Origin of the sequence: Roseobacter sp. EG26 (genome assembly GCF_049830555.1) — a bacterium.
GTDB lineage: Bacteria > Pseudomonadota > Alphaproteobacteria > Rhodobacterales > Rhodobacteraceae > Roseobacter.
The window spans coordinates 178,160-196,889 of record NZ_JBNBLH010000003.1 but is presented as its reverse complement, the minus strand read 5'-3'; the positions used below and the strand labels follow the sequence as shown (position 1 = coordinate 196,889).

Genomic DNA, 18,730 nt, shown 5'->3' with positions numbered 1-18,730 from the left:
CAGATGTTATCCCGTATCGCGGCAGGCGCTGCAATCATCCATTGTGCAACAATGGCAAATGACGCTCAGGCGGCGGGGTTCGGGTGCCAGTCGGATGTTGGCGCTTCAGAGGTTTGCGTGCCATTTGTCGGCTGTGTCGGCGAGCAGGGTGATTTTTTCACGGGCCGCGCACTGGGGCGCACGGAAGGCACGCTGGCCGTGGAAACCAGCGGCGGCGTCATTTGCTCCGGTGATTGGATCCCGCAGAATTTTCTGGGCGTGGGGCAGGCCAATTTTACATGCGACGATGGCAAGACCGGCATAGCCTATTTCACCTATCAAGACCCCCGAACAGGTACCGCCACAGGAAACGGGTTGCTGTCGGATGGATCAAAACTGCTGGTCTGGTCGGGTAACAACATCCGTCAGTTTCTGGCAGTTGATCCGAACAATCCTGACGGCAATCTGACCTGTGCCAATTCGGTCGTGCCCATCGGCTGATCGCTGCCCGCGCGCCTGGAGTTTCAAGGCGTGATCAGCAGAGGATTCGGATTACCCCAGTATGCTGTCGAGGTTTGTCAGAATATGGCACAGCAGGATGACGCCCGCGATCAGCAAGGCGACGAAAAGCACGACCTGCACCATCACAGCCATTGCACCAAAGGCGACGCCGAAAAGAACAAGCCTGGTCGGTTCGCGGCGCAGCATGCCAACAAAAGCCAGAACAATTGCAAAAACGCCAGCCGCCGGGGCAACAACCTGGAGAATGCGGTCGATATCCCAGGCCCGCACGGTGGGGGCCGGTTGTTCCTGTCCCAACATGGCGCGTTGTGCTGCCTCGCGAATACCGGCTGCCATTTCTCCGATGGAGACTTCAATGCTTTGTGTTGGGGCAAACGGGCCCGCGAAGGTGTGAATGAGCGCAATCGCCATGCCGAGTGCCGCCAATATGATCGCGGTCAGCGCAAAGGGTGCATGAAGGTGTTCAGGGGCAGGTGTCGCCGTCATATCCGCGCTTTCGATCAGTCCACTGTGCTTTTGGCATTGCTACAGTGGCATGAGGGCGGAAATTGGGCGGGATTTAGGCTTTGCCTTCGAAAGCCTTGTGGACATATTTGCAGTCGCAATAGCCACATTCGACCCAGCCGGTATCCTTGGGGATTTGCAGCCAGACGCGCGGATGACCCAAGGCCCCTTCGCCGCCATCACAGGCGATGCGGAAACTCTCAACAATTTTTGTCTCGGGCGGTTGCTGCATGGTGGGCGTGTCCTCTGGCTCTGCGCTGTTGTTATGACCAAAGCGCAGGCCTGGAGCAAGCCCATGCAGGCCAATTGCCGTCAGTCCCGTTCGATCCGCGCCAGATAACAGTTGTTGCGGGCAGAACGAACGTGGGCGAAGGCGACATTTGGAACGCGAAATACCTCGCTGGCCTTCTTTGGTATTGCATCCGTCGCGACCACTTCGCCCGTGCCATAGACGATGCGTTCATCTGCCGAATAGCCTTTGACCAGATAGTCCGGGGCTTCGAGGATTTCCGGGATCACATCGGAAGGGTCCTTTCGTTCACAGGCGTCGGCACACAGGAAGATCGGCCCGGTTTCGGCATAGGCGTGCAGGGTGTCAAACGGCCTGTGTGCGAGAATCAGCATGTCCTCTCCGGCGGGCACATTCTTCAGGCAATGGCGGCAGGGTGTTCCCTGACCATCAGAACGCGCGCGCTCGGGCTTTTGGCTGTTCGCGTCGGTACCGCCATTTTGCAAGCGGCGCACGATGTCTGTTTCAAGGGCAACGAAAGTCGGCATGAGTTTTCCTTTCTCGGTGTTGATCCGCTGTCGGTCTAACTGCTTGGAGTGGGGCTCATCGAACCGAATGTTGCGCTTTCGGCCGACGGTAAAACCTGGTGGAACCTTCATCGAAGCAAGGCGCTTCCGTTTCGGGGTTCAGCGGGTTGCGGGCACCATCTGCACAAGAAGTGGGGAAAGAAGAGGTTCACGCCGCGCGCTGCACCGGTTACAACGCCGCAAAACCCTTGCGAGGAGGCATAGGCAGATGAGCACAGGCAAACCGGTGGTGCTATGCATTCTGGACGGATGGGGCATCAGCGATCGGCGCGAAGGCAATGCGCCCCTGCTGGCACAGACACCGACGATGGATCACATCATGGCGACCTGTCCCAATGCAACGCTCACCACCTTCGGGCCGGACGTCGGCCTGCCAAAAGGGCAGATGGGCAATTCCGAAGTGGGTCATACCAACATCGGGGCCGGTCGCGTGGTCGCCATGGATTTGGGTCAGATTGATCTGGCCATCGAAGAGGGAACGTTCGAGAGGAACGCGCGCCTTGTCGAATTTGCTGAAAAGCTGATCGCTAGCAGCGGAACCGCACATCTGTTGGGCGTGGTTTCTGACGGCGGTGTGCATGGGCATCTGAACCACATGATCGCCGCCGCCAAAGCGCTGGATGCTGCGGGCGTGCCAGTGGTCATCCATGCATTGGGGGACGGGCGCGATGTGCCGCCGTCCTCGCTGAAGGGGTATCTTGCGACGCTGAAGGCCGGGCTGCCCGCTTCCGTTCAGATCGGCTCGGTTACGGGGCGCTATTTTGCGATGGATCGCGACAACCGCTGGGATCGTGTCGCAAAAGCCTATGGTGCCATCATCCGTGCGGATGGGGATGCCGCTGCCTCCCCCGAGGCGGCGGTCGCGGCGGCTTATGCGCGGGGCGAAACGGACGAGTTTATCGCGCCCACGGTCATTGAAGGATATGCTGGCGCTCAGGAAGGTGACGGCGTGTTTTGCCTCAATTTCCGGGCCGACCGCGCGCGTGAGATCATGGCGGCCATCGGCGCGCCGGACTTCGACGCTTTTGAAACCGGCAAGCGCCCCGAATGGGCCACTTTGATGGGCATGGCGCCCTATTCCGAGCATCACAACACCTATATGTCGGTCATGTATCCAAAGCCTGAGATCGTAAACACGCTGGGCGATTGGGTGGCGCAAAAAGGCCTGCGTCAGTTCCGGCTGGCGGAGACCGAAAAATACCCGCATGTGACGTTCTTTCTGAACGGTGGCGAAGAGGTCTCTTTCACTGGTGAAGACCGCAAAATGCCCAAATCACCCGATGTTGCGACCTATGATCTGCAACCGGAAATGTCGGCTAGTGAGGTCACCGAGGCATTGGTGGGGGCCATCGACAGCGGATACGATCTGATTGTCGTCAACTATGCCAATCCGGATATGGTCGGCCATACCGGCGACCTGCAGGCCGCGATCAAAGCCTGCGAAGCCGTCGATCAGGGATTGGGGCAAGCATTGACGGCCCTGCAAAACGCAGGGGGCGCCATGATCGTCACGGCGGATCACGGCAATTGCGACGTCATGATCGACCCGGAAACGGGCGGGGCGCATACGGCACATACGCTGAACCCGGTACCGGTGGCCGTTGTGGGCGCGCCCGATGGGGCCAGCCTCAATTCGGGCCGTCTGGCAGACCTTGCACCCACGGTTTTGCACCTGATGGATTTGGAGACACCGCCTGAAATGATGGGGTCCTGTTTGCTGTTATGAGGTGGTTGGTTTTCGGCATATGCCTTCTGTTTCCCGGCCTGGTTTGCGCGCAGCAGGAGAGCGCGGAACGGGCGCGGGCAGCACTTGTCATGCTGGAAGAGGCCTCGACGCAGTTGGCGGAGGCGGAGTCTGCGCGGGACCGGGTGCGCGCGCTGACGGAAACCATCCAGGCTTTCGAGGCAGGGTTGAGTGCTTTGCGCGGCGGATTGCGGCAAGCCTCCATTCGCGAAGAGCAACTGAGTGCTCAATTACTGGTCCGCGATGAGGAGATCGCGGCACTTCTGACCGTGTTGCAACGCATGGGAAACAAACCCTCGCCGGTGGCCCTTCTGCATCCCGGTGGGCCGACGGGCACGGCGCGCGCAGGAATGCTGCTGGCCGAAATGACCCCGGCGCTCAATGCGCGGGCGACGTCCCTGCGCCGTGATCTTGAGGACCTGCAAATCCTGCGCGGGATGCAGACCGATGCTGCCGACAGGCTTGCCACAGGATTGCAGGAGGTTCAGGCGGCGCGCACGGCGTTGAATCACGCCATCGCAGAGCGGACCGAGCTGCCGACACGGTTCGTGAATGACCCTGTGCGTGAGGCGATCCTGATTGCCTCCGCTGACACGCTGGAAGGTTTCGCGCGTGGTCTTGAACGTATCAGTGTTGAAGAAACCGGTGCTGCGCCCGAAACGCTGGGGGGCCAGAAAGGCGATCTGCCTCTGCCGGTTCAGGGCATTTTGCTACGTGGCGCCGGTGAAGCAGATGCTGCCGGTATCAAGCGCCCGGGCATCATTCTGGCGACCCGTCCTCAGGCGATTGTGACCAGTCCCGTGGCCGCGACCATTCGGTATACCGGCCCCCTGCTGGATCTTGGGCAGGTGGTCATTCTGGAGCCTCAGGCGCAGGTGCTTTTCGTTCTTGCCGGTTTAGACACCGTTTACGGTACTGCCGGACAGGTCATTGACGCAGGCGCGCCACTGGGGCTTATGGGCGACGCTGCGGCGAAAAATCGATCAGAGTTGTCAACAGATGGTGATGACACTGGCGCGGAGCGATCAGAAACGCTCTATATAGAGGTAAGACAGGATAATGCGCCCGAGGACCCGAGCCTCTGGTTCCGAACCGATAAGGATGGATAGAAAACAATGAAAAAGTTTGCCATGGCGGCGTTGGGTGGCACCCTCGCAGGCGTCATCGCCACGACGCAGATCGCCGGCCCCCTGCTGGCGCAGGAAGCGGCAAAGTCGAGCAATGTTTATGAACAGCTGGATTTGTTCGGGGACATCTTTGAACGCATCCGCGCGCAATATGTCGAAGAGGTTGAGGCCGGGGAATTGATCGAAGCTGCCATTGACGGCATGCTGACCTCGCTTGACCCGCATTCCAGCTATCTGTCGCCTGACGATGCTGCGCAAATGCGTGTTCAGACCCGTGGTGAATTTGGAGGTCTGGGTATCGAGGTGACGCAGGAAGAAGGCTTCGTCAAAGTTGTGTCACCCATTGATGGCACCCCTGCCGATGAGGCCGGTGTCGAGGCGGGTGATTTCATCACCCACGTCAATGGCGATTCCGTCTTGGGGCTGACCCTCGATGAAGCGGTTGAAATGATGCGCGGGCCCGTGGGCTCCGAAATTCTGATCACCATCGTGCGCGAAGGTGAAACCGAGCCGTTCGATGTCTCGATCATCCGCGATACCATCAAGCTGACGGCAGTGCGCACACGTACCGAAGGCGACACGGTTGTCCTGCGGATTACGACCTTCAACGATCAGACCTATGGCAATCTGGAGGCCGGCCTTAAGGAACAGGTCGAGGCTGCGGGCGGTATGGACAAAATCAACGGCATCGTCGTCGATCTGCGCAACAACCCCGGTGGATTGCTGACACAAGCGATCCGCGTATCAGATGCCTTCCTTGAAGAGGGGGAGATCGTCAGCACGCGGGGCCGCGAAATTCAGGATGGCGAGCGGTTCAATGCAACCGCTGGTGATCTGGCGGAGGGTAAGCCCATCGTTGTACTGATCAATGGCGGGTCAGCGTCGGCCTCGGAGATCGTGGCCGGGGCGCTTCAGGATCACCGCCGTGCTATCGTCGTTGGCACCAAGAGTTTTGGCAAGGGTTCGGTCCAGACGGTGATGCCCCTGCGTGGCGATGGCGCAATGCGTCTGACCACGGCGCGTTACTATACGCCTTCGGGCAGGTCCATTCAGGCGCTGGGCGTCTCGCCGGATATCGTGGTTGCTCAGCCGCGCCGCCGGCCGGATGCGGAGAATGAAGAGGAAACACCCGCCCGCGGTTCACGGTCTGAAGCGGACCTGCGCGGGAGCCTGAACAACGACAGCTTGTCCGAAGATGAAATCAAGCAGATCGAAGCGGACCGTGCCAAGGCCGAAGCCGCAGCGGCCCTGCGGGAGGAAGATTATCAGCTGGCCTACGCCATTGATATTCTCAAGGGGCTGAACGCCCTGGTACCCGTCGAATAAATCCCCTCGGGGTCGATGTGAAGATGCCTCGCCCATCAACCGGCGGGGCATTTTTCGTATCGGCGTTCCGGTCAAGAACCTGCATCGACTGATGTGCCAAACCGCTCCGGCATCCGGCAAAACACAGCGTTGACATGGTGCTGCAACCTGCCTTACGCAGGGCATCATGATGAAGCCGCTGTTCTCAAAAGACGTTTATTATCCTCAGCTTTGATAGCTGCGGACGCTTTATCGTGAATTATCCGCTGCCCTGACAGCGGTCTGCATTCAAAATATGACCTTGCCCGGGTGGCACCTAACGAGGTCATTGAAATGAAAAACGACATACAAAAAACGTCAAAAGAAACCCTTGGGATCATTGGGTTTGGCGCCTTTGGAAAACTGATTGCCCAAAGCCTGAAGGCGTATTTCGAGATTTTTGCCTATGACCCTTTGCCAGAGCCGCAGGCTGGCGCTACGGCGCTTGGAGCCACCTTCGCTTCTTTGGAGAGGGTCTCGCAATGTGACGTTGTGGTCATCGCGTCACCGGTTTCGAGCTTCGAGGATGTGGTGGCGTTGGTGGCCAAAGCCTGCCGCCCCGGTGCACTGATCGTTGATGTCGGATCGGTCAAGGTGCAGCCTGCCGACATCATGGCGAGAACGCTCCCGGAGGATGTAGACGTTGTTGCCACGCATCCGCTCTTTGGCCCGCAGAGCGCGCGCGATGGTTTTCGGGGTTTGAAGATCGCCCTGTGTCCAATCCGGGGTGCCTGTCATTGGCGTCTCGGTGCCTTCCTCCGCAAATACCTTGGGCTGGATGTCATCATGACCACGCCGCACGCGCATGACCGCGAGGCGGCAACGGTCCAGGGGCTGACCCATCTGATTGCCAAGGTCTTGCTCAGCATGGGACCATTGCCCTCCCGAATGACAACACGGAGCTTTGATCTGCTGATCACCTCAATTTCTATGGTCCAAAACGACGCGCCCGAAGTTTTTGACGCCATAGAGAATTTGAATCCCTATGCGCAGGATGTCAGGCGGCAATTTTTCCGGTTGGCGCACGAACTGAGCCTCGATCTGGAAAAGAGCCACTAGCGGGGTACCCGGAGCGCCGTTTGGCAGGTTCGCCTCGGCTCTGGTGTTTCCCGGGGTTCTTCGCCTAGTGTCGGCAAACAACTGAGCCGAGGAAACCTATTATGCCTGCCCCGATCAACCCTTTCAAAAAAGCGCTTGCGGATGGCAAGACCCTGTTTGGCTGCTGGATGGGCCTCTCCGATCGCTACCCGGCGGAAGTTATGGGAAAAGCTGGGTTCGACTGGCTTGTCATAGACAGCGAGCACTCTCCCAATGACCTGCGTACCATTCGTGACCAGCTGATGGTGCTGGAGGCGTCGGACAGTCATCCGGTGGTACGCGTGCCGATTGGCGAGACGTGGATCATCAAGCAGGTGCTCGATGCCGGGGCACAGACGGTTCTGGTCCCCATGGTGGAGAGCGCGGAACAGGCCCGGCGGCTGGTGCGGGCGGTAAGGTATCCGCCGGGCGGAGATCGGGGCGTGGGCTACTCGCTCGCCCGGGCCTCTAAATTCGGCACGCTGAAGAACTATGGCCCCACGGCGGATGCGCAGATGTGCCTGCTGGTGCAGGTGGAAAACCGCAAAGGACTGGCTGCCCTGGATGAGATATTGGAGGTTGATGGGATTGACGGCGTGTTTGTTGGCCCGGCAGATCTCGCCGCCGATTTGGGGCATCTGGAGGATATTTTTCACCCCGATGTACAAAAGACCGTCATGGACACCTTGGCGACAATCGCGGCATCTGGCAAAGCCGCAGGTATTCTCACCACCAATGAAACAATGATCAACGACAGCCTCAAAGCCGGTGCGCGATTCGTCGCGGTGGCGCTGGATATCGACATGTTGTTGCAGACCGCCAAGAAAACAGCGGCCAAATGGAAGAACAACAGCGCGTGAGGCCCTTTCCCCCAAGGCAATAGGGGTATAAGAGGCGCCCACCATCACTTGAACATTGGAGTAAAACAGATGGGTTACCGCGTCGTTGTTGCGGGTGCCACAGGTAATGTGGGCCGCGAAATGCTGAACATTCTGTCCGAACGTCACTTCCCTGTGGACGAGATCACGGTGCTTGCCTCGCGCAAGTCACTGGGTACGGAAGTGAGCTTTGGCGAGACGACGCTCAAGACGAAGGACCTCGATACGTTTGACTTCACCGGCTGGGACATCGCGCTCTTTGCCGTGGGCTCCGAGGCGACCAAGCAATACGCACCCAAGGCTGCCAAGGTGGGCTGCGTCGTGATCGATAACTCGTCGCTCTATCGCTATGACCCGGATGTGCCGCTGATCGTGCCCGAAGTGAACGCGGATGCGATTGAGGGGTACGCCAAGAAAAACATCATTGCCAATCCCAACTGCTCGACCGCGCAAATGGTTGTGGCCCTGAAGCCGTTGCATGACCGTGCGACGATCAAACGTGTTGTCGTCTCGACCTACCAATCGGTCTCGGGCGCGGGCAAGGAAGGGATCGATGAGCTTTGGGATCAGACCAAATCCATCTACAACCCGGTTGATGACAAACCCGCCAAGAAGTTTACCAAGCAGATCGCGTTCAACGTGATCCCGCACATTGATGTCTTCATGGAAGATGGCTCTACGAAAGAAGAGTGGAAGATGGTCGCGGAGACGAAAAAAATCGTCGATCCAAAGATCAAGGTCACAGCTACCTGCGTGCGCGTGCCGGTTTTCGTGGGCCATTCCGAGGCCGTGAACATCGAGTTCGAGGATCATCTGGACGAAGACGAGGCCCGCGAGATTCTGCGCGAAGCCCCGGGCGTCATGGTGATCGACAAGCGCGAAGACGGCGGCTACGTCACACCGGTTGAATGCGTTGGTGATTTCGCCACATTCATCAGCCGCATCCGTCAGGACAGTACGATTGATAACGGGTTGAACCTGTGGTGTGTGTCGGACAACCTGCGTAAAGGGGCCGCGCTGAACGCGGTGCAGATCGCGGAACTGCTGGGCAACCGGGTGCTGAAAAAAGGGTGATCCTGCGCCAATCGAAACATGAACCCGTCAGGTCAAACTGGCGGGTTTTTTGTACCGCGCGCGCCCCGATCCGCAGAAATGATCCCGGCGATGATGTCTACAACGGACGAATTCGCGAAATAGCTATTGTGGATCAGCACATTATTTGTATCCCCAAAAGCCTTCATGGCATCATTGACCGCGCCGACGGAGAGATGACGCAAGGCAGGTCGGGTACCCGACGACGAGTTTGCAAGAGCTGCATCACAGGTTGTGCGCAATTCGGCTTGAACCGCTTCGGGCAAGGGGCTCTCCCGCTTCAGGCTTTCATGCGGCCAGGGTTCGACGGATTTCACGATGTTCAATTGACTCATTCCGAGCAAGATACCAGCAAGCCGTGCCTTCAGCAGGCGGTCCAATAGCGGTAGAAAGAACCCGATCCACAGGCGCACAACGATCCGTGTCGGTAAGAAAAACACTCTGAGAATTAACCGGGAAGGGAGCGAAAGAACTCCCGGTTTGATTCCAAGTAGCTCGTCGGGGATATCCAACTGCACACCATTTAAAATTTGCGGCGTTTGAGACAAGCGTTGGGCAGCTCTTAATAACGCGATGGCCTCATCATCCTGAGACCACAGACCCGACCATTTTTGACCGTGCAAATCGAGAACTCTTTGCAGATGGCCATCGATTATAGCTTGCTGTCTGGGCAGAACTCTCAGATTGGAAACCGCAAACAGGATCCAGGCCAAGATCGAAATGACAAACACACCTGCGAACGTCCAAAAACCGAATACCCTATTTTGGCCAATGTCTGCCTGCAGTTTTGAGGCAAGAAATGCAATGCCAATGAAAACTGGCACCCAGAAAAGGGCTTTGAGAAGGAATTTGACGATGTCTGATCGCCTGAGAAACAATTTTTGCGGATGTAGATGGATGAAAGGGGTCCCAACAGTAATCAGGTTTCGCAAGTTTGGTAGTTTTGTTTTAGCGTATCTTCTGAGTAGAAATCGGGCTAATTGTTGTGTGGGATCGATAGCATACCGTAGCTCCGCCCAACAGATCATGTACCAGGCAACGCTGCCACCGTGGCTATGCGCCACGATGTGATAGGGGATGTTCTGATCCTCATAGGTTTGAACAAAGTCTTTCAGTTTGCGGGCTGCAGCCATACGATGTAGCTGGTTATTTTCGCCACCCCAGCGAAAGATTTCTCCGGGTTCCACGATGCGGATGTGATCCGGAAGCTGTCGTGCCAGGTTCTCGTAGAAATCACTTCCCTTTTGCCACCACAGCAGACCTTCGTCCTCATCGGCCGTCGCATAGGTTCCATGGACCAGAATGACGACTTCCTGTTTCGTGCGCGCGCCAGATGTCTCGTTGTTTTTAGCCATACCTTCACCGGTTATGGTGCCCACCCATGGCCAAGCACAAGACATTTACAGCCAGCCTAGCCGATCGCAGCACAATTGAAGAGCGAAACTTGGCTTTTGGGGTGTGGTGCACCGATAGGCGCCAGTCTATTCCGACCGGGGGTCTTTCGGTTTGCCCGGGCCGAAACGGCGTAGGAAAGTGACGTAGGAAAATCCCAGGTCGGCGGTGTTGCACAGTTTGTGACCGCTGGTTTCCGTGTGCAGCGCCAATCCGCCCCAGGCGATTTTGAGGTAGTACCCATGACGCCGGAGCCGCAGGTCAAGATCGTCCCAGCCTTCTGCTTCGGCCATGTCTCGGAACAGCAACTTCTGCAAAGCAAAGATTAATCGTTCATCGACGATTTCAGCTTTCTTCTTTGCGCCTTTGTGCGTTGCAAGGTGGGCGACCAGCAGGTCTTCGACAATCGTCGCCACGGTGCCCTCTTGCTCCGTTGCCAGATCATGTACTGCAAGAAACAAATCGGCCGGAAGCTGGACCGTGACGGTACGTTTGTTCATGCCGCCGAGGATTCCTTAATTTTGGTTTAGAAAAGGTTAAAATCGTTCCGCGCGCAGAACTTCGCAGTCGACAATGCTCACAACGCCGATGTGTTTCTCGACAACTGCGAAGGCGGCTTTGAGAAGACTGTCCAGCCGTACCGGGCGGATGATACAGATAACCTGAACCATACCGCTGGCGCGACCGATTTCACCGGCGCGCACCCATGTTCCGGACCGGCCCGTTCCCCCCAAAACAGGAAGCACTGTAAAACCGGTGACACCGGCCCCGATCAAAGCGTCGGTCAGGCGGGACTGCATGATGGCTTCGATGGTGATCTCGACACGTTTGGCCTTATGCGTCTTCATGATATCAGGCTCCGGTCAGGGCGCTCGCGACCGCGATGTAGAGCGGAATGCCAAGCGTCAGGTTGAAGGGAAATGTAACACCAAGAGAGAGCGTCAGATAGATGGATGGGTTCGCTTCCGGAAGAGCGACACGCATTGCTGCGGGTACCGCAATGTAGGAGGCCGAGGCTGACAGAACCATCATCAGGGCAACGCCACCGGTCGAAAGCCCCAGCAACAGGCCTGCAATGAGGCCAAAGCCGCTGCCGATGACAGGCATCACCAGGCCGAAGGCGAGCACCCCGGGACGCAGGACGCCACCGCCGCCGCGCAATCCGCGACCTGCGACAAGGCCCATGTCCAGCAGGAACAGGCACAGGACGCCTTTGAAGGGAGCAACGATAAAGCTGGAAATCTCCGCCAGACCGTCCTCGCCGGTGGCCCAGCCGATGAAAAAGGATCCCACCAGCAAAACAATTGACCCGTTCAGCAAAATCTCGCGCCACAGATCACGATCCATGCGGCGACCGTCCCCGCCGCGTGAAATCAGCCAGAGGGCCGACAGGATCGCCGGAGCCTCCATCGCTGCTGCGACCGCAACCATATAGCCTTCGGACGCGATTCCGCTGCTTTCCAGAACCGAAGTGGCCGCAACGAATGTGACGATGGAGATTGACCCGTAGTGGGCCGCAACCGCGGCTGCATCAAGCCGGCTCAGCCCGGTCATGACGTTCAGCAGCGCAAATGCGATGATCGGTAAGGCCGCGGACAGGAAGATACCCGCAATCAGTGAAAATCCCAGTTTGGCGTCAATGCCATGGGCAGAGACACTGACACCCCCTTTGAAACCGATGGCAAAAAGCAGGTAGATGGAAAGCGCCTTGGCGGCGGCTTCGGGCACGCTGAGATCAGACCGCGCCAGCGCTGCCGCAACCCCAAGGGCAAACGACAGAATGATCGGCGACAAAAGGTTGTTCGCCGCAAGCGCTAAGATCTGGTCCATGCAATCACTCCCTGAACATCTGTCGGGAAATAAAACACTTGTTCAATTCATCAAGGTCAGACGGGCAGAAACAGGTGTTTTTCGGTGTTATAATATTCCAGACCACCCTCACCGATGTCGGTCCAAAGGCCGTGCAGGGTCAGCTCACCGTCATCGACACGCGATTGTATGAAGGGAAAACTCATCAGGTTTTCGAGGCTGGTCAGGACCGCATGTTTTTCAAGCTGCCGCACCTGAGTTTCCATATCAGGCTCGGCTGACACAAGCTCATACTTTGGTTTCAGAATATCCATCCAGCGGCCCACGAAGCTGTGTTTTTGCTCCAGTTCGGGTGCCTGGCCCCGACACATGTCAAGACATCCCTGAACGCCTCCACAACTGGAGTGACCCAATACGATCAGATGCGCCACTTTCAACACCGTCACCGCATATTCGACCGCAGCCGAAGTGCCATGATGATCGCCGTCGGGCTCGTAAGGTGGCACAAGATTGGCGATGTTGCGGTGAATAAAGAATTCGCCCTGATCGGCACCAAAAATCGACGTGACGTGCACGCGGCTGTCACAACATGAAATCACCATCGCCCGTGGATGCTGACCCTCGCTGGCAAGCCTGCGATACCATGCTTTGTTTTCCGCATAGCCCGTGGCTTTCCAGCCGTGATAGCGTTGCACCAGATATCCCGGAAGCGGTTTTGCCTGTTCCATTTTTCTGTCCCGATCGTCCTTGTGGTTGAGTGCAACTATCCTGAATTCTCATAGAATTCGAGAGAAATCGGTGGCCGGCTTCAACACTTTGGAGAGGATTTCGCGAGATAAAGTCCGCGTGTCGTGGGGACAAAAAGGTGAGTTTTATGGATCAGGTCCTGAAAATCAGGCTCAAAGAGACCGTACATGTCGATCAGGATCGTCTGGGCGCCCTTTATGCCGAGCTTGGAGAAGCTGCGGCTGAAGATGTCGTTTGTCGCGCGATGGAGGAGTTGGCGCTGCGCCTGTCCCACTGCAGCAGGTTGCATAGTGCCGCGAACTACGACGAGCTACGCAAATGTTCCCGCTCATTGATTGCCATCGCGGAGCAGATTGGCATGCATGTGCTGGCACGTGTGTCCGCTGATGTCATAAACGCTATTGATGCAAACGACGGACCGGCTATTGCGGCAACTCTGGCGCGCTTGATCCGCACCGGAGAGCAATCGTTGACAGCAATCTGGGATTTGCAGGACATCACGATCTGATCGGTTGCGCTGAAGGGCCAAGGCGTTACTCTGCCAGTCAGGCATTTCAGACAAAAGGTCCTGGCACATGCTCTCGTTCTTTGCACCCGGCTCTCTCAGCAGGCAGATCGCTCAAGCACCCCCGATACAGCGCGGTTGGGTGCAAAACCCATGACCGATCCACGCAGCGTTCCTGATCCAGATCTGGCGACGCGGTCAGAGCCCATGCAAATCATGGCGCCGATTGTGGATTTATGCCGCCAACCAGACGGCGCGCGCGACCGCCAGCTGCTCTTTGGAGAGCGGGTGACAGTTTTGCGCCACGACGCCGAATGGCGGCTCATCCGGGCGCAAAAAGACGGGTATTGTGGCTTTGTTCAGGCCAAGTCATTGACCGCATGCCGCGATGCAACGCACCAGGTCACAGCGCGCTCAACCCATGTATATCTTGAAGGTGATCTCAAATCCCCAGAGCAGTTGTGCCTGTCTTTTGGCAGCCAGCTTTCGGCGATTTCGGAAACGCCTACGTTCATCGAAACGCCCGAAGGGTTTGTCCCGCGCCAACATGTTCACCGGCTGTCGGACAAGGCCGACAATCCCATTGACGTCGCCAGGCTGTTCATGGGGGTGCCCTATCTTTGGGGCGGGAATTCGGCCTGGGGAATAGATTGTTCCGGATTGGTTCAGGCAGCCCTGTTGGCTTGTGGCACGCCCTGCCCCGGCGACAGCGACCAACAGCTTCAGTCCTTGGGCAGAACAGTGGCCCCTGGTGCCTCCTACGAGCCGGGGGATCTCTTATTCTGGACGGGCCATGTGGCCCTTGTGATTGATGAACACACCATCATTCATGCAAATGCCGGACATATGGCCGTGGCGATTGAAAACATCGACGCCGCGATTTCCCGGATCTCGGCACAGGGCGATGGGCCGGTTACGGGGCATAAGCGACTGGATTAGCGCCAAAAAGCTCACCGATGAGTGCTGCAATTGGAACCGCTATTCCACGACGCGTATCAGTTTGCGCTCCAGTACCCGCAACACTGTTTTCAGATCATGTCCGCGCCGCATGATTTGGCCGTCCATTCCGACAACGGTGTACATGCCCTGTTTGTCACGCAGTTTTGGACGTTTTTCGATCCGATAAAGCGGGTTTTCCGCCGTGCGCCGGAATATGGAAAAAACGGCAACGTCGCGGAGGCAGGAAATGCCGTAGTCGCGCCACTCACCTGCGGCAACAAATCGACCGTATAGCGAAAGGATCACTGACAATTCCGTACGATGAAATGCAATCTGATCCGGAGGAACCGAGGCAGAGTTGCCGGACGGTGGCACTTGAAAGTTCATACCTTAGACTTGCGCTCTTCGGCGCCCAAATCAAGTCCCCACGTTCTTGATGTACAGCGAGAGTTCAATTTGTTACAAAATTTCAATCCACATGAAATTTCGGAAACATAAATGATAAATCAGGATTGGGCGCAGACCCGCGCGGAAAAATGTGCAGCCATAATGATGGAGAAAGATGCGGCAAGTCAGGCGCTTGGTATGAAAATTGACAGGATTGGGCCGGGACGTGCCACGCTTTCGTTCGATGTGCTGCCGCATATGCTGAACGGGCACGAGATTTGCCATGGTGGCTATATCTTCACGTTGGCTGATTCCGCCTTTGCCTTTGCCTGCAACACCTACAATCAACTGACAGTCGCTCAGCAAAATCAGATCACCTATCTGATGCCAGGGCAGTTGGGTGACAGGTTATCGGCTGAGGCTGTTGAGACGGCCCGCACAGGAAGATCAGGCACCTACGATGTTCGCGTCACCAACGACAAGGGCGATCTTGTTGCACTGTTTCGCGGATTGTCGCGTACCATCAACGGACACCACTACGCAGAAGACGGAGACAAGGCATGAAGGATTTGACGCCGGATCGTGCGAGCCTCGACCCCATCGAAATCGCAAGTCGGGACGAAATTTCGAGTGTACAACTGGGTCGCCTGCAATGGAGCCTGCGCCACGCCTATGAAAACGTCCCCTTCTACCGGCAGAGTTTTGATGCCGCCGGCCTGCATCCGGATGATCTCAAGACGCTCTGCGATCTGGCGAAATTTCCATTCACGGTCAAAACCGATCTAAGGGCTAATTATCCGTTTGGGATGTTTGCCGTACCGCGCGATCAGATCGCCCGTATTCACGCGTCATCGGGGACAACCGGGCAACCGACGGTCGTTGGCTATACGCAGAATGATTTGGAAAACTGGGGGGCCGTGGTTGCGCGATCTTTGCGCGCGGCGGGCCTCAGACCCGGGGATTTGTTGCACAATGCCTATGGTTACGGATTGTTCACCGGGGGTTTGGGCATTCATCTTGGTGCCGATGCTCTGGGTTTGACCACGGTTCCGATTTCTGGTGGGATGACGCCCCGGCAGGTGCGTCTTATTGAAGATTTTCAACCAACCGGGATCACCGTCACGCCGTCCTATGCCCTGTCGATCCTGGATGAGTACGCAGCGCAGGGTCTCGATCCGCGTGCATCGTCACTGCAGGTGGGTATCTTCGGCGCGGAGCCCTGGACCAACGCCATGCGTAACGAGATTGAGCAGGCTTTCGACATGCATGCCGTCGATATCTATGGGCTTTCCGAAGTCATGGGCCCCGGTGTTGCCAATGAATGTGTGGAGACCAAAGACGGTCTGCATATCTGGGAGGACCATTTCTATCCCGAAGTCATTGATCCGGAAACAGGCGAACTGGTTGCCGAAGGAGAGCAGGGAGAGCTGGTTTTCACGTCTCTGACGAAAGAGGCTTTCCCGATCATCAGGTACCGGACCCGCGATCTGACGCGGCTTTTGCCCGGAACGGCCAGATCGATGCGCCGCATGGAAAAAGTCACAGGCCGTTCCGACGATATGATCATTCTGCGGGGTGTGAATGTTTTCCCGACGCAGATCGAAGAAGCCTTGATGGCGACGTCCGGCCTCGCGCCACATTTCCAGATCGAATTGACGCGCCCCGCTCGCATGGATCAGATGCGTATTCTTTGTGAAGCCGCCGATGCCTCCATGGGTGCCGCAGATCGTGAAAGAAGCGCAAGCGCGCTGGCGGCCGCGATCAAGCAAACGGTTGGGATCAGCGTATCCATTGAGGTCGGAGATGTTGGCGCTGTCGAACGCTCCGCCGGAAAGGCAATCAGGATACGCGATCACCGGAACAAGAGCTAGGGAACGCCTGTTCGGGATCGTGTGGACTTGAATCAAGCGCCTTTTCGTGATCCTCAAATAAAACTTGTTCAGACAGACGGGAATGGCACCATGGCAGGAAAATTTGATCGTCTGTCGGAGCTCAGAAAGTACATCGACAAGAGCCAAGCCGGGATAGAGGTTGCGCCTTACTGCACGCCGATCGCGCCCAGGTCGGACGGATACCGGACAATCGTGATGGATGTGTTCGACACCGACACTATTCGCGAGCGAGCGGCAAAGGACGTTACAATTGAAAAGGAAAAAATAGCGCTTATCGAGGACGTTGATGTGATCGGTGACGCCAGTGACATCGTTGCACTTTCTGAAGCCGTTCGGGCGGAACATCCCATCAACTACATTGTTTCGTCGCATAATTTTGAACATCTGCCGAACCCCATAAAGTTTTTGGCCGGATGTGCTGAGATTCTGCAGGACGGCGGGGTGCTGAGCATGGCCATTCCAGACTACCGCACATGTTTTGATCACTTCAGATACCCCACAAATTTGGCAGAGTGGTTGGACGCATATCACCGGCCAACTGATATGCCGTCACCTGCCCGAATATTTGAGGCGTTCAGTGTGTATGCCGAATATGCTGAGGGAGATACACGGCATCTCGCTTTCAATTTCGATCAAGCAGAGCCGAGAAAATTCAGGTCTCAGGTCGACCTGAAAAGCCTGTATCAAACATATGTTAGTAGGCTCGACGGGTCTTTTGACTATGTGGATTCTCATTTCAGCGCGATGTTTGACAAGACATTTGAGTTGATGATCTGCGATCTCATCTGGTTGGAAATTCTCGACTTTGAAATCCTGGAAATTTCGCCAACCAGGGGCCACGAGTTTTTTGTCCATTTGCGAAAACCACTCAAACCGACAGCGGCGATTGATCAGTACCAAGACGTTCGCATGAAACTGCTGCACGAAATTCAATTTGGCCTTGGAGCGCAAGCTTTCAAAACGGTTCGTGCCAGACAGGTTTTTCGACTTTCCGATCTGTCGGTTTACTCGTTTTTCAACCCAAAGCATCTCGCTCGCCGCCTCATGGGGGAGGCTTTTTTCACGCGTTTGCGGGTGATGAATGCTGCGCGCAAGAACAGGCAACGATAACCCCGAAGTACTTATTGTCGCCGCCTCAATCGTGAGAATGCCGCACGTGCTTCAAAGCCGAGGCGATTGGTCTGATGTCAAAGGTTGAAACAGAGGGCCGGGAATGGGCGGTTTCCCCGGTTCAGGCGTTGATCTAGCTTTGGGCGCTACCCTGGCCAGCACCATATCGCGCCATAAAAGTTTTCACGGCACCGCGAACCACGCGTTCGATCTCTGCTTCGCTCACGGATTTGGTTACCCCGAAAATCAAACGCGGCCAGACATCCGCTTTGCAGAGCTCGCCAAATTGGTCGACGGCCAGGATGCGATCATCAATGCGCAATTCACCACGCGCTTCGGCCTGTTCGAAATAGGCGGCCATTTCGGCTCGCATGACCGCTGGGCCGGAGCTATAGAATTTCTGGCCGAGTTCCGGGAAACGATCCGATTCCGCGACACAAATTCTGAAAATTTGCAGCCCGAATTTCGACGTGATGAACCGGAGGAAATGGCGACCTGTTTGCAACAGAACCTCACGAGGCTCTGCCGCCATATCGATGCTGTCCAAGGCATCGCGGGCCTGCCTCTGGCACTCGGTTGTTGCCACCTCCATAAAAAGCAGCCGTTTGTCCGGGAAATAACTGTAGAGCGTTGCCTTGGAGACACTTGCTACCCGGGCAATTTCGTCGACGCTAGCGCCTTCGAAACCATCCGCCATAAAAACCCGCCGAGCCCCCTCAAGCACCTGATCGAACTTGCGACCCTTTCGGATCATTTCTGCTGTGGCTGCCATGGAGTCTCCTGGTATTCGACCCCAGAATATAAACCGATCCGTTCAGTTCCAAGCAAATTCCAATGTCGGCCTCGGTAAACGCGATTGTCCCGGA

At 56.7% G+C, this 18,730-nt stretch carries 22 protein-coding genes; 12 read left to right on the top strand and 10 right to left on the bottom strand.

Features of this window, described 5'->3' with window-relative positions:
* Positions 1-3 precede the first annotated feature (3 nt).
* Complete coding sequence (locus ACOTTU_RS08850; protein WP_425657421.1) at positions 4-480, top strand: hypothetical protein; 477 nt, start codon at positions 4-6, stop codon at positions 478-480.
* A gap of 51 nt (positions 481-531) precedes the next feature.
* On the opposite strand, the gene ACOTTU_RS08845 is transcribed toward ACOTTU_RS08850, so the two are convergent.
* The 3 genes from ACOTTU_RS08845 to ACOTTU_RS08835 form a co-directional block, all read right to left on the bottom strand.
* A complete protein-coding gene (locus tag ACOTTU_RS08845) occupies positions 532-987 on the bottom strand; it encodes a hypothetical protein (protein WP_425657419.1) in 456 nt (151 codons plus the stop codon).
* Between the two features lie 73 nt (positions 988-1,060).
* On the bottom strand, positions 1,061-1,237 hold the full coding sequence (locus ACOTTU_RS08840) for a zinc-finger domain-containing protein (protein ID WP_298915842.1): 177 nt from the start codon (positions 1,235-1,237) through the stop codon (positions 1,061-1,063).
* Between the two features lie 80 nt (positions 1,238-1,317).
* On the bottom strand, positions 1,318-1,782 hold the full coding sequence (locus ACOTTU_RS08835) for a DUF1203 domain-containing protein (protein WP_425657417.1): 465 nt from the start codon (positions 1,780-1,782) through the stop codon (positions 1,318-1,320).
* A 247-nt stretch (positions 1,783-2,029) separates the two neighbouring features.
* Between ACOTTU_RS08835 and gpmI the strand changes: the two genes are divergently transcribed.
* The 6 genes from gpmI to ACOTTU_RS08805 all read left to right on the top strand — a co-directional run bounded on the left by gpmI (position 2,030) and on the right by ACOTTU_RS08805 (position 9,065).
* A complete protein-coding gene (gene gpmI / locus ACOTTU_RS08830) occupies positions 2,030-3,547 on the top strand; it encodes a 2,3-bisphosphoglycerate-independent phosphoglycerate mutase (protein ID WP_425657415.1) in 1,518 nt (505 codons plus the stop codon).
* Positions 3,544-4,674, top strand: a complete 1,131-nt coding sequence (locus ACOTTU_RS08825; protein ID WP_425657413.1) for a murein hydrolase activator EnvC family protein — start codon at positions 3,544-3,546, stop codon at positions 4,672-4,674. The genes gpmI and ACOTTU_RS08825 overlap by 4 nt, the downstream gene beginning before the upstream one ends.
* A gap of 6 nt (positions 4,675-4,680) precedes the next feature.
* A complete protein-coding gene (locus tag ACOTTU_RS08820; RefSeq protein ID WP_298915833.1) occupies positions 4,681-6,018 on the top strand; it encodes a S41 family peptidase in 1,338 nt (445 codons plus the stop codon).
* A gap of 312 nt (positions 6,019-6,330) precedes the next feature.
* Positions 6,331-7,095, top strand: a complete 765-nt coding sequence (locus ACOTTU_RS08815; RefSeq protein ID WP_425657412.1) for a prephenate dehydrogenase/arogenate dehydrogenase family protein — start codon at positions 6,331-6,333, stop codon at positions 7,093-7,095.
* 101 nt (positions 7,096-7,196) lie between these two features.
* On the top strand, positions 7,197-7,973 hold the full coding sequence (locus ACOTTU_RS08810; RefSeq protein ID WP_425657410.1) for an HpcH/HpaI aldolase family protein: 777 nt from the start codon (positions 7,197-7,199) through the stop codon (positions 7,971-7,973).
* 69 nt (positions 7,974-8,042) lie between these two features.
* Positions 8,043-9,065, top strand: coding sequence for an aspartate-semialdehyde dehydrogenase (locus ACOTTU_RS08805; RefSeq protein ID WP_425657408.1), 1,023 nt, complete (start codon positions 8,043-8,045; stop codon positions 9,063-9,065).
* Between the two features lie 32 nt (positions 9,066-9,097).
* Here the strand turns inward: ACOTTU_RS08805 and ACOTTU_RS08800 are convergent, their stop codons facing one another.
* From ACOTTU_RS08800 to ACOTTU_RS08780, 5 genes are all read right to left on the bottom strand, one after another.
* Positions 9,098-10,438: a hypothetical protein gene (locus ACOTTU_RS08800; RefSeq protein ID WP_425657406.1), complete on the bottom strand. Its 1,341-nt coding sequence runs from the start codon at positions 10,436-10,438 to the stop codon at positions 9,098-9,100.
* A gap of 126 nt (positions 10,439-10,564) precedes the next feature.
* Positions 10,565-10,975, bottom strand: coding sequence for a hypothetical protein (locus ACOTTU_RS08795; protein WP_298915819.1), 411 nt, complete (start codon positions 10,973-10,975; stop codon positions 10,565-10,567).
* 36 nt (positions 10,976-11,011) lie between these two features.
* Positions 11,012-11,323: a P-II family nitrogen regulator gene (locus ACOTTU_RS08790; protein ID WP_425657404.1), complete on the bottom strand. Its 312-nt coding sequence runs from the start codon at positions 11,321-11,323 to the stop codon at positions 11,012-11,014.
* Positions 11,324-11,327: 4 nt separating this feature from the next.
* Complete coding sequence (locus ACOTTU_RS08785; RefSeq protein WP_425657402.1) at positions 11,328-12,305, bottom strand: sodium-dependent bicarbonate transport family permease; 978 nt, start codon at positions 12,303-12,305, stop codon at positions 11,328-11,330.
* A gap of 56 nt (positions 12,306-12,361) precedes the next feature.
* On the bottom strand, positions 12,362-13,012 hold the full coding sequence (locus ACOTTU_RS08780; protein ID WP_425657400.1) for a carbonic anhydrase: 651 nt from the start codon (positions 13,010-13,012) through the stop codon (positions 12,362-12,364).
* 146 nt (positions 13,013-13,158) lie between these two features.
* Between ACOTTU_RS08780 and ACOTTU_RS08775 the strand changes: the two genes are divergently transcribed.
* Both ACOTTU_RS08775 and ACOTTU_RS08770 read left to right on the top strand, forming a co-directional pair.
* Positions 13,159-13,539: a hypothetical protein gene (locus ACOTTU_RS08775; protein WP_425657758.1), complete on the top strand. Its 381-nt coding sequence runs from the start codon at positions 13,159-13,161 to the stop codon at positions 13,537-13,539.
* 150 nt (positions 13,540-13,689) lie between these two features.
* A complete protein-coding gene (locus ACOTTU_RS08770; protein ID WP_425657398.1) occupies positions 13,690-14,475 on the top strand; it encodes an NlpC/P60 family protein in 786 nt (261 codons plus the stop codon).
* A 39-nt stretch (positions 14,476-14,514) separates the two neighbouring features.
* Here the strand turns inward: ACOTTU_RS08770 and ACOTTU_RS08765 are convergent, their stop codons facing one another.
* Complete coding sequence (locus ACOTTU_RS08765) at positions 14,515-14,862, bottom strand: DUF2794 domain-containing protein (protein ID WP_298915806.1); 348 nt, start codon at positions 14,860-14,862, stop codon at positions 14,515-14,517.
* A 111-nt stretch (positions 14,863-14,973) separates the two neighbouring features.
* On the opposite strand from ACOTTU_RS08765, the gene paaI reads away from it, so the two are divergent.
* From paaI to ACOTTU_RS08750, 3 genes are all read left to right on the top strand, one after another.
* Positions 14,974-15,426, top strand: coding sequence for a hydroxyphenylacetyl-CoA thioesterase PaaI (gene paaI, locus ACOTTU_RS08760; RefSeq protein ID WP_425657397.1), 453 nt, complete (start codon positions 14,974-14,976; stop codon positions 15,424-15,426).
* Positions 15,423-16,733 (top strand): phenylacetate--CoA ligase PaaK, encoded by a 1,311-nt coding sequence (gene paaK / locus ACOTTU_RS08755; RefSeq protein WP_425657395.1) that lies wholly within the window; start codon positions 15,423-15,425, stop codon positions 16,731-16,733. The genes paaI and paaK overlap by 4 nt, the downstream gene beginning before the upstream one ends.
* A 90-nt stretch (positions 16,734-16,823) precedes the next feature.
* On the top strand, positions 16,824-17,864 hold the full coding sequence (locus ACOTTU_RS08750; protein ID WP_425657393.1) for a methyltransferase domain-containing protein: 1,041 nt from the start codon (positions 16,824-16,826) through the stop codon (positions 17,862-17,864).
* A gap of 133 nt (positions 17,865-17,997) precedes the next feature.
* On the opposite strand, the gene ACOTTU_RS08745 is transcribed toward ACOTTU_RS08750, so the two are convergent.
* Positions 17,998-18,636: a TetR/AcrR family transcriptional regulator gene (locus tag ACOTTU_RS08745; protein WP_425657391.1), complete on the bottom strand. Its 639-nt coding sequence runs from the start codon at positions 18,634-18,636 to the stop codon at positions 17,998-18,000.
* Between the last annotated feature and the right edge of the window lie 94 nt (positions 18,637-18,730).

What these genes read in the sequence shown, in the direction of transcription:
- ACOTTU_RS08820 (WP_298915833.1), top strand. Translation starts at nt 4,681, where the DNA reads ATGAAAAAGTTTGCCATGGCGGCGTTGGGTGGCACCCTCGCAGGCGTC.
- paaI (WP_425657397.1), top strand. Translation starts at nt 14,974, where the DNA reads ATGATAAATCAGGATTGGGCGCAGACCCGCGCGGAAAAATGTGCAGCC.
- ACOTTU_RS08770 (WP_425657398.1), top strand. Translation starts at nt 13,690, where the DNA reads ATGACCGATCCACGCAGCGTTCCTGATCCAGATCTGGCGACGCGGTCA.
- ACOTTU_RS08825 (WP_425657413.1), top strand. Translation starts at nt 3,544, where the DNA reads ATGAGGTGGTTGGTTTTCGGCATATGCCTTCTGTTTCCCGGCCTGGTT.
- ACOTTU_RS08795 (WP_298915819.1), bottom strand. Translation starts at nt 10,975, where the DNA reads ATGAACAAACGTACCGTCACGGTCCAGCTTCCGGCCGATTTGTTTCTT.
- paaK (WP_425657395.1), top strand. Translation starts at nt 15,423, where the DNA reads ATGAAGGATTTGACGCCGGATCGTGCGAGCCTCGACCCCATCGAAATC.
- ACOTTU_RS08800 (WP_425657406.1), bottom strand. Translation starts at nt 10,438, where the DNA reads ATGGCTAAAAACAACGAGACATCTGGCGCGCGCACGAAACAGGAAGTC.
- ACOTTU_RS08815 (WP_425657412.1), top strand. Translation starts at nt 6,331, where the DNA reads ATGAAAAACGACATACAAAAAACGTCAAAAGAAACCCTTGGGATCATT.
- ACOTTU_RS08840 (WP_298915842.1), bottom strand. Translation starts at nt 1,237, where the DNA reads ATGCAGCAACCGCCCGAGACAAAAATTGTTGAGAGTTTCCGCATCGCC.
- ACOTTU_RS08745 (WP_425657391.1), bottom strand. Translation starts at nt 18,636, where the DNA reads ATGGCAGCCACAGCAGAAATGATCCGAAAGGGTCGCAAGTTCGATCAG.
- gpmI (WP_425657415.1), top strand. Translation starts at nt 2,030, where the DNA reads ATGAGCACAGGCAAACCGGTGGTGCTATGCATTCTGGACGGATGGGGC.
- ACOTTU_RS08850 (WP_425657421.1), top strand. Translation starts at nt 4, where the DNA reads ATGTTATCCCGTATCGCGGCAGGCGCTGCAATCATCCATTGTGCAACA.
- ACOTTU_RS08775 (WP_425657758.1), top strand. Translation starts at nt 13,159, where the DNA reads ATGGATCAGGTCCTGAAAATCAGGCTCAAAGAGACCGTACATGTCGAT.
- ACOTTU_RS08790 (WP_425657404.1), bottom strand. Translation starts at nt 11,323, where the DNA reads ATGAAGACGCATAAGGCCAAACGTGTCGAGATCACCATCGAAGCCATC.
- ACOTTU_RS08805 (WP_425657408.1), top strand. Translation starts at nt 8,043, where the DNA reads ATGGGTTACCGCGTCGTTGTTGCGGGTGCCACAGGTAATGTGGGCCGC.
- ACOTTU_RS08845 (WP_425657419.1), bottom strand. Translation starts at nt 987, where the DNA reads ATGACGGCGACACCTGCCCCTGAACACCTTCATGCACCCTTTGCGCTG.
- ACOTTU_RS08750 (WP_425657393.1), top strand. Translation starts at nt 16,824, where the DNA reads ATGGCAGGAAAATTTGATCGTCTGTCGGAGCTCAGAAAGTACATCGAC.
- ACOTTU_RS08765 (WP_298915806.1), bottom strand. Translation starts at nt 14,862, where the DNA reads ATGAACTTTCAAGTGCCACCGTCCGGCAACTCTGCCTCGGTTCCTCCG.
- ACOTTU_RS08835 (WP_425657417.1), bottom strand. Translation starts at nt 1,782, where the DNA reads ATGCCGACTTTCGTTGCCCTTGAAACAGACATCGTGCGCCGCTTGCAA.
- ACOTTU_RS08780 (WP_425657400.1), bottom strand. Translation starts at nt 13,012, where the DNA reads ATGGAACAGGCAAAACCGCTTCCGGGATATCTGGTGCAACGCTATCAC.
- ACOTTU_RS08810 (WP_425657410.1), top strand. Translation starts at nt 7,197, where the DNA reads ATGCCTGCCCCGATCAACCCTTTCAAAAAAGCGCTTGCGGATGGCAAG.
- ACOTTU_RS08785 (WP_425657402.1), bottom strand. Translation starts at nt 12,305, where the DNA reads ATGGACCAGATCTTAGCGCTTGCGGCGAACAACCTTTTGTCGCCGATC.